This window comes from Chthoniobacterales bacterium, assembly GCA_039930045.1.
In the GTDB taxonomy this organism is placed as follows: domain Bacteria; phylum Verrucomicrobiota; class Verrucomicrobiia; order Chthoniobacterales; family DASVRZ01; genus DASVRZ01.
This window is the reverse complement of sequence record JBDSQB010000003.1, coordinates 26,178-48,264: the sequence shown is the minus strand read 5'-3', so window position 1 is coordinate 48,264 and position 22,087 is coordinate 26,178. Positions and strand designations below refer to the sequence as shown.

The window sequence follows — 22,087 nt, the reverse complement described above, 5'->3', positions numbered from 1 at the left end:
GTTCGCCACTAGCGTCAGGCGCATTCATTGCATTTCGCTTTTGACACGTTCCCGCCTGCCTCTTAGCCTCTGCGCTCCCTATGGCTAACTTTCGTGTCCTTGTCGCTGATCCTATTTCTCAACGCGGTGTCGATGAACTCGCTTCCGGCGGTCTCCTCGAAGTCGTCGTCAAAACCGGTCTGAAAGAAGATCAACTCATCGAAGCCATCCAAGGCGTCTCGGCTCTGGTCGTTCGCAGTCAGACCAAAGTCACCGCCAAAGTCCTCGAAGCCGCCAAGGACCTAAAAGCCGTCGGTCGCGCTGGTGTCGGCGTTGATAACGTCGATGTCGAGGCCGCCACCAAGCATGGCGTCATCGTCATGAACACCCCGGGCGGCAACACCATTTCCACCGCCGAGCACGCCTTTTCGCTCCTCGTTTCCCTCGCCCGCAACATCCCGCAGGCCGATGCTTCCATGAAGGCGGGCAAATGGGACCGCAAAAACTTCGAGGGGGTCGAGCTTTACGGCAAAACCCTCGCCATTCTCGGCATGGGCCGCATTGGAACGGAACTCGCCCGTCGCGCCATGGCCTTCGGCATGAGGGTTTTGGCCTACGATCCGTATCTCTCCGCAAGTCGCGCCCGCAGCTTGCAGGTCGAATTAATCGATCAACTCGACGACATTCTGCCCCAGGCCGACTTCATTTCGATGCACATGCCGCTCACGGCCGAGACCAAATACATGCTCGACTCCCGCCGCCTGGCTCTTTGCAAAAAAAGCGTCCGCATCGTCAACTGCGCCCGCGGAGGTCTCGTCGAGGAAACCGCCCTCTACGAATCCATGAAAAACGGCCACGTCGCCGGTGCCGCGCTCGACGTGTTTGAAACCGAGCCGCCTCCCGCAGATTTCCCGCTGCGCTCGCTGCCGAACATCGTGCTGACCCCTCACCTCGGTGCCTCCACGTCCGAAGCTCAGGAAAATGTCGGTATCGAAATCGCCGAGGCTATTCGCGCCACCCTGCTCGAAGGCACGATCCGCAACGCCGTCAATATGCCGAACATCGACGCCAAAACCCTGGCCGTTGTCGGTCCGTATCTCACCCTCGGCGAATCACTTGGGAAATTCATCAGCCAGATCGCTCCGAAACGCTGCGAAAACCTTAGCGTCAACTACAGCGGGAAAATCAACGAGGCCGACACGACTCCGATCTCGCGCATGATTCTCAAAGGCTACCTCGCCAACATCGGCGGTGCCGAGGTTAACACCGTCAACGCTCCCGCTCTCGCCGAAAGCCTCGGACTCGCCTTCAAAGAAACCCGCCAGAGCGTCTCCGGCGACTTCGCCGAACTCCTCGAAGTCACCGCTGGCTGCGGCGACGACATCGTCTCCGTCTCCGGCACCTTCTTCGGCACCACGCCTCGCATCGTTCGCATCAACCAGCGCTACGTCGAGGCCAAGCCATCGGGTTTTTTACTCATTTTAGAAAACCAGGACGTGCCTGGCATCGTCGGCAAAGTCGGTTCCATACTCGGCCAGCACGGCGTGAATATCGCGGGCATGTCGCTCAGCCGAAATGAGATCGGCGGCAAAGCCCTCACCGTGCTCAACCTCGACAGCTCGCCCAGTGCGGACGTCGTGGCGTCGCTCACCGGCGAATCCGACATTCTCTCCGCCCGCGTCGTCGCGTTGTAAAAACTCATTGGAGTTGCAGTGCAATCTGCGCTGCGAGTCGAATGGAACTCCGCTCAGGGATGCTGCGGCAGATAGTTTTGAATCCAGTCCGTGACGATGTTCACGGCTTGCGGATCGATCTGATTCGTTCCTAGCGGCGGCATTCGTGTAAAACCGTGCGTCCCTGCGATGCGGTTGAGGATCACTGAGTGCGCCGGGTCGCCCGAGACCACGAGCTTGTTCGCGGAGTCGCCGCCATCGTCGGAAACTGGCCCATTGATCAAACCCGTTTCCGCCAGCGTTAGCTCCGGCCGGCCATCCCATTGCGTCGGCGCGGTGCCGCCGGATTGATGGCAATACGCGCAGTTTACCCCGAGATAAGATCGGACGCGGTTCTCGAGATCGAACTGCAAGTCGTCCAGCGGATAATGACGCGGCAGGCTCACCGAATCCGGCACGGTCGTGGAGAAATATCCCGCCGCTTTCAGCACGTCAATCTGGTTCCCGGCGAATCCATTCAAACTCGGCCCGTGGTTAAATTGCCGCGTGTTGAAGGAGAGCGAATAGCCACCTTGCGGCGTGTGGCAGGTGGCACATTCCGCGCGTCCCGGAATGTGCCAGACCTGATTGGTGGGACTTCCATTCACCTGCACTGGAATGGTGAGATCGGCCCCCTGCTCCGGCACGAGATACGCCTCAGTCTGGGCCGAGTTCCATTGATATGTGAGTCCGTAAACGCCGTCGTCGTTGCGTACTAACACACGCGTCTCGATGCGTCTTTTGGTGGCTGGATTTCCGCGAGTCGTTTCGAGGTCGAAATGTTTCACCCAGATTGTGCCGGTCGGTGTGACCCAGGGCACGTCCTGCGACCAATCGATCTGGCTAGTACTAGCTGGCAGACGAAACCACCGGCTCTTGATCGCGTAGTCGCTCCAGAATGGAACGTTCGGCGAGTAAGCGACAAATCCCGGATTCGGCGAGAGCGTTTTCACACTCGCAAAAATGTTCGTGGCGGTGAGCGTCGCGGGAAAAATAGTGTTAGGCACAGACTGGATCAGACGCAGGATTTTTCCCTCGTTGATGTTGCACGCGAGGATGTCGCCATTCGACGGATCGGTGCCAAAAGCCACGAGACCGTTGCGCGCCATCAGCCGGGTCACAACCGGACCATCAGGCGTCCGTCGCAGCGACCAGACATTGCCCGTTTCATAGTCCGCATAGACGTAGGAACCGATCAGACTGGCCAACTTGCTCGCGCGATAAACCAGACCGCCAGTGATGGAGTTTCCGCTGTTCGGGCCGCTGCCGTGGGCGTGCTCGACGATGGGGTTTATTGAGGTGAAACCCACCGGCGGCGTCTTTGGGCCGGCATGATTTCCCTCGCGGTAAGCCCAGCCGTAGTTGCCACCAGCGGTGATGAGATCGACCTCTTCCCACGCGTCCTGGCCCACGTCGGCGCACCAGAGTTCATTGGTCGCGATGTCGAAGGAAAACCTCCAGGGGTTGCGCAATCCCACGGCCCAAAACTCCGTGCGCAGATTGTTAGGATTGATCGTGATTCCATTGAAACTCGTCGCGCCGACGAACGGGTTGTCGCTAGGTACGGAGAACCGCGCGACACCGTTATCCAGCGGGATCGAGGCGTGCGCCTTCGGCGCGAGATTACCCGAGAGTTTGTCCACGTCGATGCGCAGGATGCCGGAGTAAAAATCCTTGTCGATGCGCTGGCTGTTGTTCAGCGAATCGTTCGCCGCGCCCTCGTCGCCCACCGAGATGTAGAGATAACCATCGGAGCCAAATTGCAGGCAGCCGCCATTGTGATTGCTAGCGTCGTCTAGCTGATTGAGGAGAACGAGTTCGCTCGCGGGATTGGCCTTCGCGGGATCATTGTTAGAAACCGTGAAACGCGAGACGCGCTCATACTCGTTTCCAGTTTGATTGTTATGCACGGAATAAAAAACGTAGAAGTAGCCGTTGCTCGCGTATTGCGGATGAAAGGCTAGGCCCAACAACCCCTGCTCGCTATCCGTGGACAACGTCTCGCCCCGCGTGGCCAGCAGCGCGGGCAGATCCAGAAAGGTCGTCACCGCTGTGTTAGTACTAGCAGTCACGTCGGCCACCAGCTTGACCGCGCCGGTTTTCTCCAGAACAAACAGGCGGCTCGTTTCACCCGGCGGCGTGGCTAGGCAGACTGGTTGATCGAAGGTCGCGTCCAAGGCATCGACCATCGAATAGGCGGAGCTGGCGCCGGGGTCGAGCGGCAGCGTGGTGGGGAACGGCGGGACGCGCAGATTTTTTGACAACCGTATTCTCACCAGCGCCGTTCTGGAGCCATTTCTCAACTTGTAACGAAACGCATCCACGCTGGAGGAGCCGCGTGTGTTGCGATAGAAAATCGTGCCATCGCGGTTCAGGGTCACCGAACCATATTTCGGGGCTTTGGCGATGCGAACCGAGGTGCGCGAGATGCCTTTCGAGTCGTTTTGAAGCACGGGAATGCTGGCGCTTTGCCGGGCATTGATCGTAACGGTGTCGTTGCGAAGAATGGGTCCTGCGTGGGCGATGGCGGCCAGCAAGGGGAGGACAGCTAGGAATCGAGGGAGCATGATGCGACGCTCGCCCCAAAAGATATGCGCACAAATGGAATTTGTCCGTCTGCGCGGCGAATCGTCTAAACGACTTCCGCGCAGCGGGCGCACAGCTCGGGGTGAGTCGAGTTAGAGCCGACTGTGGGGCGGTGACGCCAGCAGCGTTCGCAGCGGGAAGAACTGGTTCGAGTAACAGTCGAATGGCGCTCGCCGACGGTTAGAACGAGGTCGCTGAGGATGAGGAATTCCTCGATTTCATCATGGTCGATCTGTGGCGATTCGGCGGCGGGAAGACTGACTTCGACGTGGGCTTCGAGCGCGTTACCGATAATTTTTTCCTGGCGCTGCGCCTCGATCCCTTGGGCGACGAGCGAGCGGAGTTGCATGAGTTTCTCAGCCTCGGCTTCGACGGCGGCATCCACTGGATAATCAGCCACTTCGGGCAGCAAGGTTAAGTGGACGGATTCCTGATTTCCAGCATGTGTCCAAGCTTCGTCGGCGGTGTAGGCGAGGATCGGTGCTAACAAGCGGCAGAGTGCGTTGAAAGTCCGATGCATCACGGTTTGCGTGCTGCGGCGGCGGTCGGAATCGATGGCGTCGCAATAGACGCGGTCCTTCGTGATATCAACGTAGAGACTGCTGAGATCGACGGCGCAGAATTGATTCAAGCTATGATAGACGCGGCGGAAATCATACGCGGCATAACCTTCGCGACACTCGCTCACGACATGTCCAAGACGGCTGAGAGCCCAGCGATCGACGAAGGTTAGTTCGTTGTTAGGAACGGCATCGCGACTAACATCAAAATCGGAGAGGTTGGCGAGAAGGATTCGCAGCGTATTGCGAATCCGCCGGTAGGTGTCGGCGACGCGGGTGAAGATTTCTTCGCCGAAGGGAACTTCGTCGGAATAGTTCACGCTGCTCACCCAGAGACGGACAATGTCGGCTCCATGTTTTTCGACGAAATACTTCGCGTCCATCGGCTTCTTGTAGTCGGAGGACTTGGAGATTTTTTTTCCATCGGTATCGACGACGAATCCATTGGTAGCGACGGCTAAATAGGGCGCGCAACCTTCGATGGCGACGGATGTTAGCAGCGAAGACTGAAACCAACCGCGATGCTGGTCGGTGCCCTCGATATACATGTCGGCAGGGAAATGGAGTTCGGGTCTGCGTTTCAACACGGCCTGATGACTCGTGCCGGAGTCGATCCAGACGTCGAGCGTGTCGTTGCGGCGCGTGGTGTTAGGAGGCAGATCTAACATCGCGGCCCATTCGGCATCGGACTTCTCGAACCAAATGTTAGTCCCCTGTTTTTCCACGAGATCGGCGACTTGGCGGGCGATGTTAGCATCGAGCAGCGGCGCGCCGGTTTCATCATAGAAAACCGGTAGCGGCACGCCCCAGGTGCGCTGGCGCGAGATGCACCAATCGGGGCGCGCCTCGACGGTTCCGGCAATGCGGTTGCGGCCCCAGGCTGGAATCCATTGGACGGTGTCGATGGCGGCCAAAGCGTCGGCGCGGATGGCGTCGATACGGATGAAAAATTGCTCGACAGCGCGGAAGACGATAGGCGTTTTCGAGCGCCAGCAATGCGGATAACTGTGGGTGTATTTCTGCTCTGCTAACAACGCGCCGCGCTCGCGAAGGAGTTCGATGACAATGGGGTTCGCGGCGAAAACGTATTTGCCGGTGAGCGCCGGAACGCCCGCTTCCTCGGTGAGATGCCCGCGATCATCGACGGGTGATAGGATTGGAAGTCCGTTCTGTTTTCCAGCGACGTAATCGTCCGCGCCATGGCCGGGCGCGATGTGGACGGCTCCGGTGCCGGTGTCGGTGGTGACGAAGTCGGCGGTGATTACTTTGGAAGTCCGCTCTAAAAACGGATGACGCGCTTCCATTCCGGCGAGTTGATCCCCGGTGAAGCTGGCGATTTCGCGAATGAAGCGGATGCCGGTTTCCGTTTGAAACACTTCTAACAATGGACGCGCCACGATTAAAGTCTCACCCGAATCAGTTTCGGAAAGAACGTATTCCTGTCGAGGATGCACTGCGATCGCGACGTTCGCCGGCAGCGTCCAAGGAGTCGTGGTCCAGATGACCAAGCTGGAAGCTTGTTCTACCATCGGAAACTTCACATAGATCGCCGGGTCCGTGCGGTCGGCGTATTCCACCTCGGCTTCGGCCAGGGCAGTTTGCGCGCCGGTGCTCCAGAGGACGGGTTTTTTCGCCTGATAGACGAGCCCTTTTTCCACGAAGGTCGCGAAGGAACGCATGATGTCGGCTTCGTAGGCCGGGTCGAGGGTGAGATACGGATTTTGCCAGTCGCCGAGAATGCCGAGACGCTGAAATTGCCCGCGCTGGATGTCCACGTATTTGCGGGCGTAATCTTCCGAGCGTTTGCGGATTTCCACGGGCGAAAGATCGCGCGATTCCTTGACGACTTTGAATTCAATGGGCAGACCGTGGCAATCCCAGCCCGGCACATACGGGGCGCGAAAGCCGCTCATGGTCTTCGATTTGACGATGAAATCCTTCAGCACCTTGTTCATTGCGGTGCCCATGTGAACGTCGCCATTGGCGAACGGCGGGCCGTCGTGCAGGACGAATGCGGGCGCATCTTTTCGCGCCTCCTGAATGCGCTCGTAGAGTCCGATGGAAGTCCACTGGGCCAGCATTTCCGGCTCCCGGGTGGTGAGCCCGGCCTTCATCGGGAAATCGGTTTTCGGGAGATTGAGCGTGTCTTTGTAATTCATCGGCTAAGGGTCAAAACTGGGGCGTCGAAACTACAACGCCCGCCGGGGGTTGCCAAGCGGCCAGTTTCAACTAGGCGACCTGTCCGACTTCCTTTTCCAGCGCGATGAATCCTGTGCAACTCCCGTCGGCAGCGAACGTCGGCGAGAGCTCAATGTCCACCTCGTAGCGTTCGCCGTCCTTGCTGTAATTTATCAGTTGCGCGTGAGCCGGACGCCGCTCGCGGATGGCATTGCGAAGCGTCTCTACCGCAGCCGGATCGGTATCCGCGCCCTGGAGCATTTTCCCGGCTTTGTTGCCGCGAAGTTCGCCGAGGGTATAACCGCACATCCGGCTAAAGGCAGGGCTGACCCATTCGATGAGTCCCTCGATGTCCGAGACGACGACCGCCTGGCTGTTGACGCCCGGGATCTGACGCAAAAAGTCGCCGACTTTCTCCGGCGGAAACAGTTTCTCGAAAAGCTCCTCGCGCACTGCGGCCGGCGGCGCGACGACGCTGGAGGGATCGATGGATGGCAGATGCATGGCGATGAGTTCGTTTATCAAGGATGGAGGCACGTCATCGATCATGGAGGTGGAGGCTAGCTCAAAATGGCAGACATCGACAACCCACTTTTCGACTGAGTGCGGCTGGCGGATTCATTCTTTTTTCTTGCTGACAAATCTGGAGCTTTGCCGATGCTGGCGGCGGTCATGTTCATCCTTCGCCGCCTGCTACTCCTTATCCCGGTGCTGCTGAGTGTGATCACGATCACGTTTTTTCTGATTCGGATCAAACCCGGAGGGCCGTTCGACAAGGAAAAGAAAATCCCCAAGGCCGTCGAGGAGGCGCTCCTCCGCAAATACAAACTCGATGGCGCCGATGGTCGTGATTGGGCTGTAACTCACGCCCAAAGCCTCGGCCTCAGCCCGGCTGCGCAGCAATCCTGGGGGAAATTTGGCTCGCTCTGCCAGCAGCTTGGCGACTATCTAGCCGACGTGGCGAAGGGCGACTTCCGGCTGTCTCTCAAATATCGCAACCGCACGGTGAACGAAATCCTCGCGCAATCGCTCCCCGTCTCGGCGACGCTCGGGAGTCTGGCTCTGATCGTGGCCGCGTTCACCGGCGTTTCCCTTGGGGCTTACGCCGCCATGCGGCAGCATCAGATCGCCGACAGCGCGTCGATGTTACTGGCTTTGGTCGCAATCTCGTTGCCGGCATTTGTCACGGGGCCGATTCTCATTTTGATCTTCTGCTTTTGGCTGAAATGGCTCCCGGTGGGCGGCTGGACCGGCTGGCAAAGCTGGATTCTCCCCGTGCTCACGCTCGCGCTGCCGTATGCGGCCTACATCGCGCGTCTCATGCGCGGCTCCATGCTCGAAGTGCTCAGCCAGGATTACATTCGCACCGCCAAGGCCAAGGGCCTGAGCGAGGTGCAAGTCGTCTGGAAACACGCCCTCCAGATCGCCGTGCTGCCGGTCGTCTCGTTTTTCGGACCGCTCACCGCGAATCTTCTCACCGGCTCGATCGTGGTGGAAACGATCTACAACGTACCCGGATCGGGCCGGTTTTTCGTCAATTCCATCTTGAACGGCGACGCTTTTCTACTCGGCGGCGTCACCATCGTTTACTGCACGCTGCTCGTGCTGATGAACCTCCTCGTGGACATTCTTTACGGCGTTCTCGACAAACGCATCACGCTCCAATGAACCGCCTCCCCACTCCCGGCGCCTGGCAACGGCTGCGGCGCGATCCGAAAGTGGTCGCCTCCGTGGTGCTCCTGAGCTTCGTCCTGCTCGCCGCTGTGCTCGGCATTTTCGTTTTTCCTGAGCGCATGGCTGGCACCAGCGCGGCTCAGTTTTCCCCACCGTCCCGCGAGCATCCTTTCGGCACCGACTTAAATGGACGCGACGTGCTCTATCACACGCTGGAGGGCGCGCGCATCTCGCTCGTGGTCGGCGTTTTTGGTGCGCTCGTTTCGTTCGTCATCGGCACGACTTACGGCATGATCTCCGGCTACAAAGGCGGCAAAATCGACTCCGCCATGATGCGTTTCGTCGATATTCTCTACGCCATCCCGCGGCTGGTTTTCATCCTCATCGCCATCAGCAGCTTCGACACTTTTTTGAAGCAATGGCTCATCGGCTGGCACCTGGATTCTCTCGTCGGCTACTCAAAAATTCTCATCCTCATCGTCTCGCTCGGGGCCATCGAATGGCTCACCATGGCCCGCATCGTTCGCGGCCAAGTCCTCGCGCTGAAGTCCCAACAATTCGTCCTCGCCGCCCGCGCCCTCGGGCAGACCAACTTCCGCATCGTCCTACGCCACATCTTTCCCAACTTGCTGGGCGTCATCCTCATTTACGTCACGCTCACCATTCCGGCGGTCATTCTGGATGAATCGTTTCTCTCCTTCCTCGGCCTCGGCGTGCAGGCGCCACAGGCGAGTTGGGGTACACTCCTGGCGGAAGGCGCGCAAACCATCAACCCGATCAAATCCAACTGGTGGCTCCTCGTTTTTCCCGCCGTCGCGATGTCACTCACCCTGCTCGCGCTGAATTTCCTCGGCGACGGCCTGCGCGACGCCCTCGATCCTCGGGAGAAAAAATAAGAGTCGAGTTAGATGCGAATGCGGCGTCCGCCATCTTTCGGATCAGTCGGGCGCGAGAGCGGACTGGCAATCTCCGGCACGCGCCGGATGCCGGCTTCGCCTCGTTCGCGGAGTTCCAGCAGGCCGTCGCAGATGCCCTGAGCGATGGCGTCGCGGGTTTTGGCCTGCGCCAGCCGCCGCGCCTCCGACGGATTGGTCATGTAACCGCCCTCCACCAGCACCGCAGGAATCTCGGGATTGCGCGTGAGCCGGAGTCGGCGGCGGTTAATCGCGATATTGCTCAGACCCGCCTCACTCGCGACGTGACGCTGGATACGTGCCGCGAGCGCAGTCGCATCGGGCCGCCAGAAAAACGTCTCCACGCCGTGTGGTTCGCTGCCGCCGACCGCATTGTAATGAATGGAGACCAGCACGGCGTCGCGGCCCCGGTAACGATTCGCCATGGCCACGCGGTCGTCGAGTTCGATGAAAAAATCGGCGTTGCGCAGCAAGATGGATTTCACCCCGGCCCGGGTCAGCTTCGACTGGAGCCGGAGCGCAGTGTCGAGCGTGAGTTGCTTTTCGATGAGCCCATTTCCATGGCCGCCGCTGTCCTTGCCCCCGTGCCCGGCGTCGATGATGACCAGCGACGGCGAGGCGGCAGAGGCGAGTTGCAGTCCAATCAGGCCGAGAAACAGAAGGCGGAGAAGCATGCGCGTTTCTTAGCCCCGCCTCCAGGCGATGTAAACAACGGCCGGTCATATTTGACCTCGTTGTAAATAGACTGGTCGCGCAAACGGCTTGCGCAGAGCGGGCAAATCGGTTTGCCTTGCACCCCCATGGATTTTCTCGACGAACTCAATAGCGGCCTGCTTTGCGGCGATGGCGCGATGGGCACCGAGATCATGGCGCGCGGGGCGCTGGTCGATGGTTGTTTCGAGGAACTCGTCTGCTCGGAGCCGGGGCTCATTTCCGGGATTCACACGGATTATCTCGCCGCCGGGGCCCGGGTGATCGAGACCAATTCCTTTGGTGCCAACGCTGTGCGACTCGCTCGTTTTGGACTGGAAAACCGGGTCGCTGAGTTCAATACGAATGCGGCCCGGCTCGCCAAGGTCGCCGCGCTCGGCAAAAACGCTTACGTCGCCGGTTCGGTGGGTCCGATCGGACTCAGCCCGGAGGCCATCCGCGAGCAAAACGTGGATCGCCGGGCGGTATTTCAGGATCAAATCAGTGCGCTCCTCGACGGCGGCGTCGATCTGATCCAACTCGAAACATTTCTCCACCTCGACGAAATCCTTCTCGCACTCGAAGTCAGTAAAAATCTCAGTCGAGTTCCTGTCGTCTGCTCGATGGTTTGCAGCGAGGAAGGCCGCCTCACATCGGGTTTGAGCATCGTCGAGGCCTTCCGCAAACTGACCGCCGCCGGAGCCGACGTCGTGGGTCTCAATTGTCTCACTGGCCCGCACGCCATGATCCGCGTGCTGGAAAAAATCCCGCTCGACTTCAATCTCAGTGCATTCCCCAATGCCGGGCATCCGCTCTACCGCGAGGGCCAGTATTTGTATGGCTTGTCGCCCGAGTATTTCGCCACTGCCGGACGCGAATTTGCCGCCCAAGGCGCACGACTGATCGGTGGTTGCTGCGGCGTCGGGCCCGAGCACATCGCGGCGCTCTCGAAGGCCCTCATTGGACTCCAACCCGCCTCGCAAAAAATAGTCGTCCGCGTCACCGAGGCCCCGCGTCCGTCCGCCAAGGCGCACTCAGAGGAAACCAGTTTGCTCGATCTGATCGCCGCCGGAAAAACCGTCATTGTTACCGAACTCGACCCTCCGAAAACCCTCGATCTCGACAAGTATTTCGCCGGAGCCCAGGCACTCACCGAGGCTGGCAGCGACGCCATCACTTTGGCCGACAATTCCCTCGCCATCCTGCGCGTCGCCAACGTCTCCATCGGCGCGCTGCTGAAGGAGCGTTTCGACATCATGCCGCTACTCCACATCAGTTGCCGCGACCGCAATTTGCTCGGACTCCAAAGCGAGCTGATGGGCATCGCCGCCCTCGGCATCCGCCACATTTTGCCGCTCACCGGCGACCCCGCGAAAGTGGGCGACCACCCGGGAGCATCGTCGGTCTATGATGTGAATTCCATCGAACTCATGCGCATCATCGCCCGGCTCAACGAAGGCTACAATCACGCCGGAAAAAGCATCAAGGTGCAGACCAATTTCGTCCAGGGCTGCACCTTCAATCCCAACGCCAAAAACCTCGACGCCCAGGTCGCCCGACTCGAGCGCAAGATCGCCGCCGGGGCCACTTACGTCATGACCCAGCCCGTCTTCGACACGGCGCTCGTGGCCGAAATGCACCGCCGCACCGCGCATCTCAATGTCCCCATTTTCACCGGAGTCTGGCCATTATTGAATGGCCGCCAGACCGAGTTTCTGCACAACGAAGTTCCCGGCATTTCCATTCCCGACAACGTCCGCGAGACCATGCGCGGGATGGAGGGCGCTGAGGGCAAAAAGAAAGGCGTCGAACTCGGAAAAGACATCTGCCGCGCCGCCTTGGATCGTTTTCCGGGTGTGTATCTGATCACGCCATTCCTCAACTACGAGACTACGACCGAACTCGCCGCCTTCGTCCGCGCCCAATAGGATCGATGAAGCGCCGCGCCCTCTCCATTCACTACGCCCTTCTCGCCATCGCCGCGCTATTCGTCGGCTGGCTCGCGTGGAAATTCCCCATCCTGAGCTGGATTCAGACTGCCCAGCGCTGGGTCCAAAGCCTGGGGCCAGCCAGCATTGTCGCCTACCCGCTGCTCTACGCCGGCTGCAACGTCCTCCTTCTGCCCGCCGGCGTGCTCGTGGTCGGAGCCGGGTTTTTCTTCGGACTTTGGGTCGGATGCGCCGTCGTTTTGCTCGGCAATATCCTCGGGGCCGCCATCGCATTTGTCATCGCCCGCACCGTGGCGAGAAAATGGGTCGAGCGCAAAATGCTCGCCAACGCCCGCTGGCAGGCGATGGACGAAGTCATCGGCGAAAAGGGCGGGCGCATCGTCTTTCTCAGCCAGCTCCATCCGCTTTTTCCCACGAGTTTGCTGAACTATTTTTACGGCATCACCCGGCTGCCTTTTTGGTCCTGCCTCGGCTGGGTCGCGCTCGGCCAGTTGCCGGGGATTTTTCTCTACGTTTACCTCGGCACGATCGGGCAATACGGCGTGCAGATTCTTCAGGAAAAATCCCGGTTCCAGCTTGGCGAATCCGGCCTCTGGATCGCCGGCCTGCTCGCGGCGCTCGGCATCAGCATCGCCCTCGCCCGCCTCTCGATGAATCTCCTCAAGGAAATCGACGAGCGCGCCGTGGCCCTGCAAGTCGGGTAAATAGGATCAGACCGGATGAAAAAAAATCTCATCCGAGTTACAGCGGGTTCGTTCCTCATCCTCGTCGCCCTCGTCACCTTGGGCCAATGCGTCGGGCTCGGCCTCAATCACGACGAGCACCAATTCATCGCCCCTGCCGTCCTCTGGGCTCGCGAGGGTCTCCTGCCCTATCGCGACGTGCCATTGTTCCATCAGCCGTATCTCATCGCGCTTGATGCTGTGGCCGTGAAACACGCCGCCTCTCCCCTGCTCGCCGCCCGGCTGATCTCGGGTGCCGCCGCCTTTCTCACCGCGCTGCTGCTTTTTGGCTGCGCGTGGTTAGCCACTCGGGAAAAACCCATCGGACTTAGACTCGTTTCAGCCATTTCCATCGTCACGCTCTGGCTCACCAGCCATCTGTTTCTGGTCGCATCCGGGCGCACTTGGAACCACGATTTGCCCAGCCTGCTCGCCATTTCCGCCCTCGCGATTCTCCTCTTTTCGGAAACACCCCGCCACTGGCACTGGCTCGCCGCCGGGTTGCTGGCCGGACTCGCCACTGGTAGCCGCCTCACCTTCGCCCCGTTCGCCGGATTGCTTCCGCTCACCGCGCTGCTCTGGGGAAACGTCCCGCTGCGCACGCGTTTTTTCCATCTGACTTTGAGCGCTATTGGAGTCGCCCTCGCCCTCCTGCCCAGCCTCTGGTTTTACCTGCAAAGCCCCGAGGGCTACCTCTTCGGCAACTTCCAGTTTCCCCGCCTCCCGCTCCTCGAAGCCGATAACAGCCGCATCCTGAAAACCATCACCCCGTGGAGAAAAATGCGGTTTTTCTTCAAGGAAGTCGTTGCCTCGAATCTCCCGCTCGCCCTCGCCTTCATCGGACTTGCAGTCGGATCGCTGCACCAGAGCCGAATGCAACTCCCCTGGCGCTGGATCGTCCCGAGCCTGGCTCTCGTCGCGGGAGCGTTCGCGCCGTCTCGATACGAGATGCAGCATTTCTACATCGTCGCCCCCCTCGCCGCCCTCCTCGCCGCGCAGCTTTTACAGGCGACTTCCACCCGCCTCATTTACGGATTGCTCGCCGTCGCCGCTATCAGTGTCGTCATGGGCGGGAAAGTCTTTCTCCGCGCTGGTGAAGTTTGTCATCCACAAGATTGGGATGTCACTCGCATCCACGACCGCGCCCTCGATCTGCGAGCTAGGGTGCCCAAGGGAAAAATCCTCACCCTGACTCCCATCGTCGTCGTCGAAAGTGGACTCTCCATTTATCCGCCACTCGCCACGGGGATTTTCGGCTGGAAATTTGCCCATCTCGTTCCCCCGCCGCGCCGGGAACGACTCGGCCTGCTGGCTCCAGCGGACTTGGATTCCTATCTGGCCAGCGAACCGCCTGCGGCCATTCTCACGGACGGAGAAGAAGCCAAATTGGAAAAACCACTGATCTCCTACGCAGCGCGTCTGGGGTATCGTCCCGAGCGTCTGGATGATGCAACAACGCTCTGGCTGCGGCCTTGAGGCGGGCGCGCTCCTGACAAGCCGCCGACGAAACGGAGTTTCGGGGACAAGGCATTCCCAAACGGAGCTTGGGAACGAGGGGGAGGAAATGGGCTGCGGGGACGCCGTTTTCCGGGGACCGAAATCGGTCCGGAGGAGAATCCCCACCGATTTCTGGCGACGAAAATCGGCCCGGAGGAGAATTCCCCCCGATTTATGGCGACGGAAAACAGTCCGGAGGAAAATCCGCCCCGATTTCTGGCGGCGGAAAACGGCCCGGAGGAGAATCCGCCCTGATTTCTGGCGACGGAAAACAGCCCGGAGGAGAATTTCACAGGTTTTCCGAGGCCAGCAATCGCCCCGGGCCGCGTGGCGAGCCTTGGGCGAGGCACCCGGAGCCATCCCTTCCGTTCCCGCTACGAATCTTTGGGACGGGTGAGAGCCTCGGCGCGGCGGGCGAGTTCCACAAATTCGGCCCGGTAGCCGCCGCGATCCTCTCCCTTCGATTCGCTGGCGCGGGCGATGAGCGATTCCCAACTCGCGAGCTGGCTGTGCTTGGACTTCCGCAGCAACTCCGCAAACTCGGCCACTGCGCTGGCGAACTGGAAGTCGCGACTGGCGGCTTCGAGCTTCTGGTGGTCGTCGGTGAGCGGAAACTCGAGCAATTTGCTCACGTCGCCCGCGGGGTCTTTGTAACGGAGTTTGACGGTGAGCATTTCGCCGCTGGGCAGGGTGGCCATTTTCATTTGCACTGTGTTGCTCTGGTAACGAAGCGGCTCGGCGTGGACTTCGGTGGACATGCTGCCGACCATGACGACTTCGTAGAGCGCGGTGACGGTGTGTCCGGCCCCGATTTCCCCGGCGTCTTTTTTGTCGTCGGCGAAGTCTTCTTTCTTGAGCGCCCGGTTTTCGTAGCCGACGAGCCGGTAGTTGCTGACCACAGCAGGATTGAACTCGACCTGGATTTTAACGTCCTTGGCGATGGTGACGAGCGTGCCGCCCATCTGCTCGACGAGGACTTTGCGGCCTTCGTTCAGGCTGTCGATGTAGGCGTAGTTGCCGTTGCCTTTGTCAGCGAGTTTTTCCATGGTCGAGTCCTTCAAATTGCCCGAGCCGAAGCCGAGCACGCTGAGGAAGACGCCCGATTTCGCCTTCTCCGTGATGAGATCCACGAGGTCGCTCTGGTTGGTGACGCCGACATTGAAGTCGCCATCTGTGGCGAGGATGACGCGGTTGACGCCCTCTTTTTGGAAATGGGCGGCGGCCTCTTCGTAAGCGAGCCGGATGCCCGAGGCTCCGTTGGTGCTGCCGCCGGCTTTGAGGTTGGCGAGAGCCTCGCGGATGGCCGTTTTATCGGAGGTCGAGGGCAGGACGAGTCCCGAACTGCCCGCGTAAACGGCGATGGCGACGCGGTCGTTTTCACCGAGTTGATCGACCAGAAGGCGGAGGCTTTGCTGGAGGAGCGGGAGCTTGTTGGGCTCATCCATCGAGCCGGAAACGTCGATCAGAAAGACGAGGTTGGCGGGTTTGCGCTCGGCCACGGGGATTTCACGACCTTTCAACCCGATGCGCACGAGCCGATGATCGGGCTGCCACGGGCAGGTGGCGACTTCGAGGTTGGTGGAAAATGGCGCGTCACCCTCGGGTTTGGCGTAGTCGTAGGTGAAATAATTCAGCATTTCTTCGACGCGCACCGCGCCCTTGGGCGGAAGCTGCCCGTCGCGCAACATCCGTCGGACGTTGGCGTAACTGGCGGTGTCCACATCGATGGAGAACGTGGAAAGCGGATTGTCGCGAGCGGCCAGGAAGTCGTTCTCGGTGACGGCGTCGTAGGCTTCGGTGTTGGGCTGCTCGGTGCCTTTATCTACCCTCATGGAATAAGCATCGTTGCCATTCACTTGGCTACTTTTTGTTGATTTGAGACTTCCTCCACCACCAGCACCCTGCGACCAGCCGCCCGTAAAACCAGCAATGGTTGCTTGTGAACTTGGAGAAAGAGCGGGCGAAATCGTTGCGCCGTTCATTGCAGTTGTGCGGCCATCCGAGGGTATTCCTGATCTCAGAGCTTCCAAACGCTGATCGGCTGTTGGTCTTTCCGGAGCAGGAGCCACCCAAGTTGGTTGGGCTGCAATAATTGGTTTTTGCGCCAGCGCGGATTCACTTTCAGACACGACATATTGACCAGCTTCAGTGGCGATCATGTCCGTTTTCTCTTTTTTCATCTCCTCCCTCGGCATTTGGAGAGTCATCGGCTTATCGCTAATGGCAACCTTGGGTGCCGAGCTATCGCGGAGGCGCAACAATTCTGTCCACGGTAGCAAGGGAGCCGACGCCAGGCAGGCCGCCAAAGCCGCGAGGCCGATCATCGACCATGTCCGGCGAGCCGTCGGGAGCGGGATGATTTTTCCCGAGGTCAGGATGGATTCCCTCTGGGTCTCGGTGAGTTCCACCGGAATGGCGGTGTGCAGTTTTTCCGAGAGGAAATCGGCCAGTTGCCGGGTCTCAGCCACGAAGTATTGGCCTTCCGGGTTGGCAGCCAGCCAGGTTTCCACTTCGGAAAGTTCCGCAGGATCGGTGAGTTCGCCGAGGGCGTAAGCGGTGAGTTTGGGGTCGTCGAGGTTCATAGATTTAGCCGACTTTCTTGAGAGTGAAGGTTTCGTTTTCCTGAAGGAACTCGCGCATCTTGCGGAGTCCGGTGTGGAGGAGAAATCCGACGTTGCCGACGCTGAGCGAGGTGATTTCGGAGATTTCTTTGTAACTCAAATCCAACTGGAATTTCAGCCGGATGACTTCGCGCTGGTTCTCCGGGAGCCTCTCCAAATAACGCCCTAACTCGAGTGCGTTTTCCTTTTGCTCGAGGACGCGGGATGGCCCGTCAACGTCGGCAGGCGAGTCTTCCATGGCGGTTTTTTCCATATAAATGAGGCGTTTGGATTTGCGGTGATGATCGTGGGCACGATTGCGGCAGACGGTGAAAAGCCATGGAGCCAGATGGTCGCCGACCGGCGGCTCGGGCTCGCGGACGAGTCGCAGAAAGGTGTCCTGCACGATGTCGCGGGCCTGGTCAATGTCGCCGGAGGTCAGGCCGAGGGCGTATTGAATGAGCGGTCGCTCGTAACGGACAAGGGTCGATTCGATGCTGTCCTCGGTGGCTGGGTTTGACATTGGGGTTGGCAGGGGGTAAACGGCCTTCCGCGGAATTTTCTTAGGCAGTTTTTTCAAGAATAATTCGCGCCCGATTTTTATGGAGCAAAAAGAGCCGACGCTCACCGTTAACGAAATTTACCAGTCGATTCAGGGTGAAAGCACTTGGGCTGGACTGCGCTGCGTCTTCGTGCGGCTGACTTTTTGCGATCTGCGCTGCACCTATTGCGACACGGCGTATGCGTTTTACAAAGGCGACAAGCGCGTGCTTTCCGAGATCCTCAGCGAAGTACTGGGCATGGATTGTCCGCTGGTGGAGATTACCGGAGGCGAGCCGCTTTTGCAGAAAAACGTCCTTCTGCTGATGACCGCGCTCTGCGACGCAGGCAAGACGATGCTGATCGAGACGAGCGGCGCGCACGACATTTCCAAGATCGATCCGCGCGTGCATCGGATCATGGATTTAAAGACGCCGGATAGCGGAGAGTCGGGCCGGATGCTTTGGACAAATATCGCGCATCTGACGTCGCGCGATGAGGTAAAATTCGTCATCGGATCGCGCGTCGATTACGACTGGGCCTGCGCTCGGATTGCTGATTACGATCTAACTCGAATCTGCACCGTTTTGTTTTCCCCAAATTTCACCGTGATCGAGCCGCGCCTGATTGTGGAATGGCTCGTGGAGGATAAACTGGATGTGCGTTTCCAGCTTCAAATGCACAAATTTATCTGGGACCCGAAAACCATCGGAGTCTGATTTTTATGAAAGCAACGATGACCAAGGATTTCACTTTTGAAGCCGCGCAGACTCTGCCCGGGGCGCCGGAAGGCCACAAATGCCGGCTGATGCACGGCCACAGTTTCAAGGTGGAAGTCTCTGTGACGGGCGAGGTCGATCCGCAAATCGGCTGGATTTATGATCACGCCAAAATCACCGGCGCGATGAAGCCGCTGATCGACCGGCTGGATCACTCGTATCTCAACGAAATCGAGGGCATGGAAAACCCGACGATCGAGAACATGGCTGCGTGGTTTTGGCGGAAGATCGAGGCGGATCTTCCAGGGCTGAGTGAGATCGTGATCTACGAAACGCCAACGGCGCGGTGTAGTTTTCGCGGGGAGTTTTAGATTCGACTTCCAGTCGGTTCAGGCTGCTTCTTTTTCCTGCTTGCGGCGCAGGATGGGCGCTTTGGTGCCCTCGACGACGGCGCGGTTAATCGTCACCTCGGCCAAATCTTCGCGGCCGGGAGCCTCATACATGACGTCGAGCATGATTTTTTCGATCATGGAACGCAGGGCGCGGGCACCGGTGCCCTTGGCGACGGCTTGAGCCGCGAGGGCGCGCAGGCCGTCCTTGGTGAAGTTCAGGTTCACGCCTTCCATGCCGAGCAGCTTGGAATATTGCTTCACCATGGCGTTCTTCGGAGCAGTTAGAATTTGCACCAGTTCGTCCTCATTTAGCGGATTGAGCGCCGTAAGAACAGGCAGACGACCGACAAATTCCGGGATTAAGCCGAATGCCAGCAGATCCTCCGGCTCGGTTTTTTGGAACGCCTCGGGAATGCTCATGCTCCCGCCATTGGCGGCCACAGCGTGAAAACCCATCGCTTTGCTGCCGATGCGGCGGCTGACAATTTTCTCCAACCCCACGAAGGCTCCGCCGCAGATGAAGAGAATTTTGTCGGTATTGATTTGAATGTATTCCTGCTGAGGATGCTTGCGCCCGCCTTGCGGAGGGACGTTGCAGGTGCTGCCTTCGAGGATTTTCAGGAGTGCCTGCTGGACGCCTTCTCCCGAAACGTCGCGGGTGATGCTGACGTTGCCATTGCTGCGACCGATTTTGTCGATTTCGTCGATGTAAACGATGCCGATCTCGGCGCGTTTGACGTCGTAATCAGAAGCCTGAAGCAGGCGGAGAACGATGTTTTCCACATCCTCACCGACGTAACCGGCTTCGGTCAAAGTCGTGGCGTCGGCGATGCAGAAAGGCACGTCGAGAATGCGGGCGAGCGTCTTGGCGAGCAGCGTTTTGCCGCAACCCGTGGGACCTAGGAGGAGAATGTTGCTCTTGTCGAGCTCGACGTCCGAAAAGTCGGTGAATCCGCTGCTGGAAGGATGCGGCACGTCCAGAATGCGCTTGTAGTGGTTGTGAACTGCGACCGAAAGCGTTCGCTTGGCAAGTTCCTGTCCAATCACATATTGATCGAGCTGGCGTTTGATTTCCGCAGGCTTGGGCACCCGCATTTCCAAAGCCACTTTTTTGCGGCCATCCTCATTTAACTCCTTATCAAGGATGCTTTTGCAAACATTGATACAGCTATCGCAAATATACACTCCGGGGCCTGCAATCAGCTTTTTGACCTCGGAATGGCTCTTTCCGCAGAAGGAGCACATGGTGAGATTGGAAGCTCTGGCCATAATGAAATGTCAACGCAATTTACGCAGGAAGCGAAGCCGGGGATGGAGGATCGGAAGGTTTGTCCTTGAGGTCGGGTTTGGCCGAAGCGGGAAGTTCTTTTTGGGATTTAACCACTTCATCCACCAATCCGTAAGCAGCGGCTTCGTCGGCCGTCATATAATTATCGCGATCGGAGTCGAGATTCACCTGCTCGGGAGTTTTGCCGGTGTGATGCGCCAAAATGCGGATGAGGCGCTTTTTCAGCTTATACATGAACTCGACCGTGCGTTCGACGTCGCTTGCCGTGCCTTGGGCACCACCGGAAACTTGGTGGATCATGATGTCGGAGTTTGGCAAGGCATAACGTTTGCCCTTGGCTCCGGCTGCCAGAAGAACCGCACCCATGCTCGCGGCCATGCCGAGGCAATAAGTCGAAACGTCGCAGGTCAAAAACTGCATCGTATCATAAATCGCCAAACCCGCCGTGACTGAACCGCCTGGTGAATTGATGTAAAGATGGATGTCTTTTTTCGGATCTTCCATCTGGAGGAAAAGCAACTGCGCGATGATGAGATTCGCCACATGATCATCCACGGCGGTGCCGAGGAAAATGATGCGATCCTTCAGCAGGCGCGAATAAATATCGTAGCTGCGCTCCCCTCGCCCGGTTTGCTCGACAACCATGGGGACAAGCATGGAGTTACTGGGAGTTTGCGTAAAACCGGCGGGCATGGAGGCGAAAGGCGAGATGTGATTCATAGCGAAAATTACTCTGCGGGAGTCGGGGTGGCAACTTCCTGAACCGTAGCGTTCGCGACGAGGAAATCAATCACCTTGCCCATGAGAATGTCTTCCTGGAGACCGCCAAAACCGCCACGTTTTTGCAACTCGTTCTGCATTTTCTTGGGAGTCACACGGTATTTCTGAGCCATTTGCTCAACGCGGCTGTCCACTTCGTTGCGGTTGATACGGATTTCTTCCTTCTCCGCGATGCGAGTGAGAATGAAGGCACCTTTCAGACGGTTGCGAGCGCCGGTCGCGGCTTGGACGACGATGTCTTTCTCGTTTTCCTTAAGCTGCTCGTCGGTGATACCGCGTTGTTGATTTTGCTGAACGATCTCGGCCATGATGCGGCGGGTTTCGTTCTGCACCATGTCCTGAGGCAGCTCGCACTCGACTTTGGCGAGGAGATTTTCCACGACTTGATCGCGTTTCAGGCGCTCGACTTCATTGGCGCGCTGGCTGGCGATTTCTTCTTTGAGAAGCTCGACCAATTGCTCGTAAGTGTGATCCGGGATGACTTTGGCTGCGAGTTCGTCGTTCAGTTCAGGTAGAACCTGCGACTTGATGCCTTTGACAGTGACATCGAAGTCCACTTTGAGACCGGCCACTTCCTTGGCCGGGAAATCCGCTGGGATCTCGATGGCGAACTTGCGGTTGTCCTCGATCTGCGCGCCAACCAGGTTGTCGCAAAAGCCTTTGAAAAAGGATTCGGGTCCCATTTTAATCCAGAAACCGGTGTTTCCAGAGAGAGCTTTGCCGGCTTTGGGAGCGATCTCAGCGACGGATTTTCCATCGACAGTGCCGGTGTAATCAATGACGGCAAAGTCGCTCATTTCGAGTCCGCGGCCTGAGACATCAACGAAATCGGCGTGCTGCTCGCGGAGATTTTGCAATGCGCGTTCGATATCGCCGGGCTGAACCTCGGAAGACGGCACCTGCACGGGAAGTCCCTTGTATTCAGGGAGTTCGAAAGTGGGCTGGGTAATGATGGTCGCGGTGAACGACAGGCTGTGATCCTCATGGAACTCGACGTCTTGCACGTCGGAGACAGAGAGGACTTTCAGTTTTTCCTTCTGAATCGCTTCGCGGAAACCTTCATCGACGAGCTGCTTGGTGAGCTCTTCTTTGATCTCTTTATGGAATTTTTTATCAATGACGGATTGCGGCGCTTTGCCCGGACGATAACCGGGGATGCGAGCTTGATTTTTATATCCGGCAGCGATGCGGGACTGGGCGGCCACGACTTTGTCGGAAGGGACTTCGACTTTGACGGAGGCTAGACAATGGGGCAGGGATTCGACTTCTACGTTCATAAAATTTTGATAGGGAAAAGTCGCGGAACT

At 58.6% G+C, this 22,087-nt stretch carries 17 protein-coding genes; 8 read left to right on the top strand and 9 right to left on the bottom strand.

Translation table 11 applies throughout. The features are described 5' to 3' along the window. The first annotated feature begins 80 nt into the window (after window positions 1-80). On the top strand, window positions 81-1,673 hold the full coding sequence (gene serA, locus ABIT76_03300; protein MEO7932165.1) for a phosphoglycerate dehydrogenase: 1,593 nt from the start codon (window positions 81-83) through the stop codon (window positions 1,671-1,673). Between the two features lie 53 nt (window positions 1,674-1,726). Here the strand turns inward: serA and ABIT76_03295 are convergent, their stop codons facing one another. The 3 genes from ABIT76_03295 to ABIT76_03285 form a co-directional block, all read right to left on the bottom strand. Next, entirely contained in the window at window positions 1,727-4,258 is a 2,532-nt protein-coding gene (locus ABIT76_03295; protein ID MEO7932164.1) for a PQQ-dependent sugar dehydrogenase, read from the bottom strand. A gap of 65 nt (window positions 4,259-4,323) precedes the next feature. Beyond that, the gene (gene ileS, locus ABIT76_03290) at window positions 4,324-6,996 is read right to left on the bottom strand and encodes an isoleucine--tRNA ligase (protein ID MEO7932163.1); all 2,673 of its coding nucleotides are present in this window, start codon (window positions 6,994-6,996) and stop codon (window positions 4,324-4,326) included. 70 nt (window positions 6,997-7,066) lie between these two features. Then, complete coding sequence (locus tag ABIT76_03285) at window positions 7,067-7,519, bottom strand: PAS domain-containing protein (protein ID MEO7932162.1); 453 nt, start codon at window positions 7,517-7,519, stop codon at window positions 7,067-7,069. 168 nt (window positions 7,520-7,687) lie between these two features. Here ABIT76_03285 and ABIT76_03280 point away from each other — a divergent pair, with 168 nt between their 5' ends. Both ABIT76_03280 and ABIT76_03275 read left to right on the top strand, forming a co-directional pair. Beyond that, window positions 7,688-8,683, top strand: a complete 996-nt coding sequence (locus tag ABIT76_03280) for an ABC transporter permease (GenBank protein MEO7932161.1) — start codon at window positions 7,688-7,690, stop codon at window positions 8,681-8,683. After that, entirely contained in the window at window positions 8,680-9,585 is a 906-nt protein-coding gene (locus ABIT76_03275; protein MEO7932160.1) for an ABC transporter permease, read from the top strand. The genes ABIT76_03280 and ABIT76_03275 overlap by 4 nt, the downstream gene beginning before the upstream one ends. Window positions 9,586-9,593: 8 nt before the next feature. On the opposite strand, the gene ABIT76_03270 is transcribed toward ABIT76_03275, so the two are convergent. After that, window positions 9,594-10,277, bottom strand: a complete 684-nt coding sequence (locus ABIT76_03270; GenBank protein MEO7932159.1) for an N-acetylmuramoyl-L-alanine amidase — start codon at window positions 10,275-10,277, stop codon at window positions 9,594-9,596. Window positions 10,278-10,403: 126 nt separating this feature from the next. Between ABIT76_03270 and ABIT76_03265 the strand changes: the two genes are divergently transcribed. From ABIT76_03265 to ABIT76_03255, 3 genes are read left to right on the top strand one after another with little or no spacing between them, the layout of a single operon-like run. Then, a complete protein-coding gene (locus tag ABIT76_03265) occupies window positions 10,404-12,221 on the top strand; it encodes a bifunctional homocysteine S-methyltransferase/methylenetetrahydrofolate reductase (protein ID MEO7932158.1) in 1,818 nt (605 codons plus the stop codon). 5 nt (window positions 12,222-12,226) lie between these two features. Beyond that, window positions 12,227-12,946: a TVP38/TMEM64 family protein gene (locus ABIT76_03260; protein MEO7932157.1), complete on the top strand. Its 720-nt coding sequence runs from the start codon at window positions 12,227-12,229 to the stop codon at window positions 12,944-12,946. Window positions 12,947-12,961: 15 nt separating this feature from the next. Then, entirely contained in the window at window positions 12,962-14,440 is a 1,479-nt protein-coding gene (locus ABIT76_03255; protein ID MEO7932156.1) for a hypothetical protein, read from the top strand. A 395-nt stretch (window positions 14,441-14,835) separates the two neighbouring features. Here the strand turns inward: ABIT76_03255 and ABIT76_03250 are convergent, their stop codons facing one another. Both ABIT76_03250 and ABIT76_03245 read right to left on the bottom strand, forming a co-directional pair. Next, window positions 14,836-17,043 (bottom strand): von Willebrand factor type A domain-containing protein, encoded by a 2,208-nt coding sequence (locus ABIT76_03250; protein MEO7932155.1) that lies wholly within the window; start codon window positions 17,041-17,043, stop codon window positions 14,836-14,838. 4 nt (window positions 17,044-17,047) lie between these two features. After that, window positions 17,048-17,584: a sigma-70 family RNA polymerase sigma factor gene (locus tag ABIT76_03245; protein ID MEO7932154.1), complete on the bottom strand. Its 537-nt coding sequence runs from the start codon at window positions 17,582-17,584 to the stop codon at window positions 17,048-17,050. A 79-nt stretch (window positions 17,585-17,663) separates the two neighbouring features. On the opposite strand from ABIT76_03245, the gene ABIT76_03240 reads away from it, so the two are divergent. Both ABIT76_03240 and queD read left to right on the top strand, forming a co-directional pair. After that, a complete protein-coding gene (locus ABIT76_03240) occupies window positions 17,664-18,320 on the top strand; it encodes a radical SAM protein (GenBank protein ID MEO7932153.1) in 657 nt (218 codons plus the stop codon). A 5-nt stretch (window positions 18,321-18,325) separates the two neighbouring features. After that, window positions 18,326-18,691, top strand: coding sequence for a 6-carboxytetrahydropterin synthase QueD (queD, locus tag ABIT76_03235; GenBank protein ID MEO7932152.1), 366 nt, complete (start codon window positions 18,326-18,328; stop codon window positions 18,689-18,691). Window positions 18,692-18,709: 18 nt separating this feature from the next. Here queD and clpX read toward each other — a convergent pair whose 3' ends face one another. Genes clpX through tig form a run of 3 tightly spaced genes read right to left on the bottom strand, consistent with a single transcriptional unit; the run spans window position 18,710 to window position 22,057 of the window. Beyond that, window positions 18,710-19,981 (bottom strand): ATP-dependent Clp protease ATP-binding subunit ClpX, encoded by a 1,272-nt coding sequence (gene clpX / locus ABIT76_03230; protein MEO7932151.1) that lies wholly within the window; start codon window positions 19,979-19,981, stop codon window positions 18,710-18,712. A gap of 19 nt (window positions 19,982-20,000) precedes the next feature. Next, window positions 20,001-20,693 (bottom strand): ATP-dependent Clp protease proteolytic subunit, encoded by a 693-nt coding sequence (locus ABIT76_03225; GenBank protein ID MEO7932150.1) that lies wholly within the window; start codon window positions 20,691-20,693, stop codon window positions 20,001-20,003. Between the two features lie 35 nt (window positions 20,694-20,728). Beyond that, window positions 20,729-22,057 carry a trigger factor gene (tig, locus tag ABIT76_03220; protein ID MEO7932149.1) on the bottom strand — a complete coding sequence of 443 codons (1,329 nt, stop codon included), beginning with the start codon at window positions 22,055-22,057 and terminating at the stop codon, window positions 20,729-20,731. Window positions 22,058-22,087 lie beyond the last annotated feature (30 nt).

What these genes read in the sequence shown, in the direction of transcription:
- serA (MEO7932165.1), top strand. Translation starts at nt 81, where the DNA reads ATGGCTAACTTTCGTGTCCTTGTCGCTGATCCTATTTCTCAACGCGGT.
- ABIT76_03295 (MEO7932164.1), bottom strand. Translation starts at nt 4,258, where the DNA reads ATGCTCCCTCGATTCCTAGCTGTCCTCCCCTTGCTGGCCGCCATCGCC.
- ileS (MEO7932163.1), bottom strand. Translation starts at nt 6,996, where the DNA reads ATGAATTACAAAGACACGCTCAATCTCCCGAAAACCGATTTCCCGATG.
- ABIT76_03285 (MEO7932162.1), bottom strand. Translation starts at nt 7,519, where the DNA reads ATGCATCTGCCATCCATCGATCCCTCCAGCGTCGTCGCGCCGCCGGCC.
- ABIT76_03280 (MEO7932161.1), top strand. Translation starts at nt 7,688, where the DNA reads ATGTTCATCCTTCGCCGCCTGCTACTCCTTATCCCGGTGCTGCTGAGT.
- ABIT76_03275 (MEO7932160.1), top strand. Translation starts at nt 8,680, where the DNA reads ATGAACCGCCTCCCCACTCCCGGCGCCTGGCAACGGCTGCGGCGCGAT.
- ABIT76_03270 (MEO7932159.1), bottom strand. Translation starts at nt 10,277, where the DNA reads ATGCTTCTCCGCCTTCTGTTTCTCGGCCTGATTGGACTGCAACTCGCC.
- ABIT76_03265 (MEO7932158.1), top strand. Translation starts at nt 10,404, where the DNA reads ATGGATTTTCTCGACGAACTCAATAGCGGCCTGCTTTGCGGCGATGGC.
- ABIT76_03260 (MEO7932157.1), top strand. Translation starts at nt 12,227, where the DNA reads ATGAAGCGCCGCGCCCTCTCCATTCACTACGCCCTTCTCGCCATCGCC.
- ABIT76_03255 (MEO7932156.1), top strand. Translation starts at nt 12,962, where the DNA reads ATGAAAAAAAATCTCATCCGAGTTACAGCGGGTTCGTTCCTCATCCTC.
- ABIT76_03250 (MEO7932155.1), bottom strand. Translation starts at nt 17,043, where the DNA reads ATGAACCTCGACGACCCCAAACTCACCGCTTACGCCCTCGGCGAACTC.
- ABIT76_03245 (MEO7932154.1), bottom strand. Translation starts at nt 17,584, where the DNA reads ATGTCAAACCCAGCCACCGAGGACAGCATCGAATCGACCCTTGTCCGT.
- ABIT76_03240 (MEO7932153.1), top strand. Translation starts at nt 17,664, where the DNA reads ATGGAGCAAAAAGAGCCGACGCTCACCGTTAACGAAATTTACCAGTCG.
- queD (MEO7932152.1), top strand. Translation starts at nt 18,326, where the DNA reads ATGAAAGCAACGATGACCAAGGATTTCACTTTTGAAGCCGCGCAGACT.
- clpX (MEO7932151.1), bottom strand. Translation starts at nt 19,981, where the DNA reads ATGGCCAGAGCTTCCAATCTCACCATGTGCTCCTTCTGCGGAAAGAGC.
- ABIT76_03225 (MEO7932150.1), bottom strand. Translation starts at nt 20,693, where the DNA reads ATGCCCGCCGGTTTTACGCAAACTCCCAGTAACTCCATGCTTGTCCCC.
- tig (MEO7932149.1), bottom strand. Translation starts at nt 22,057, where the DNA reads ATGAACGTAGAAGTCGAATCCCTGCCCCATTGTCTAGCCTCCGTCAAA.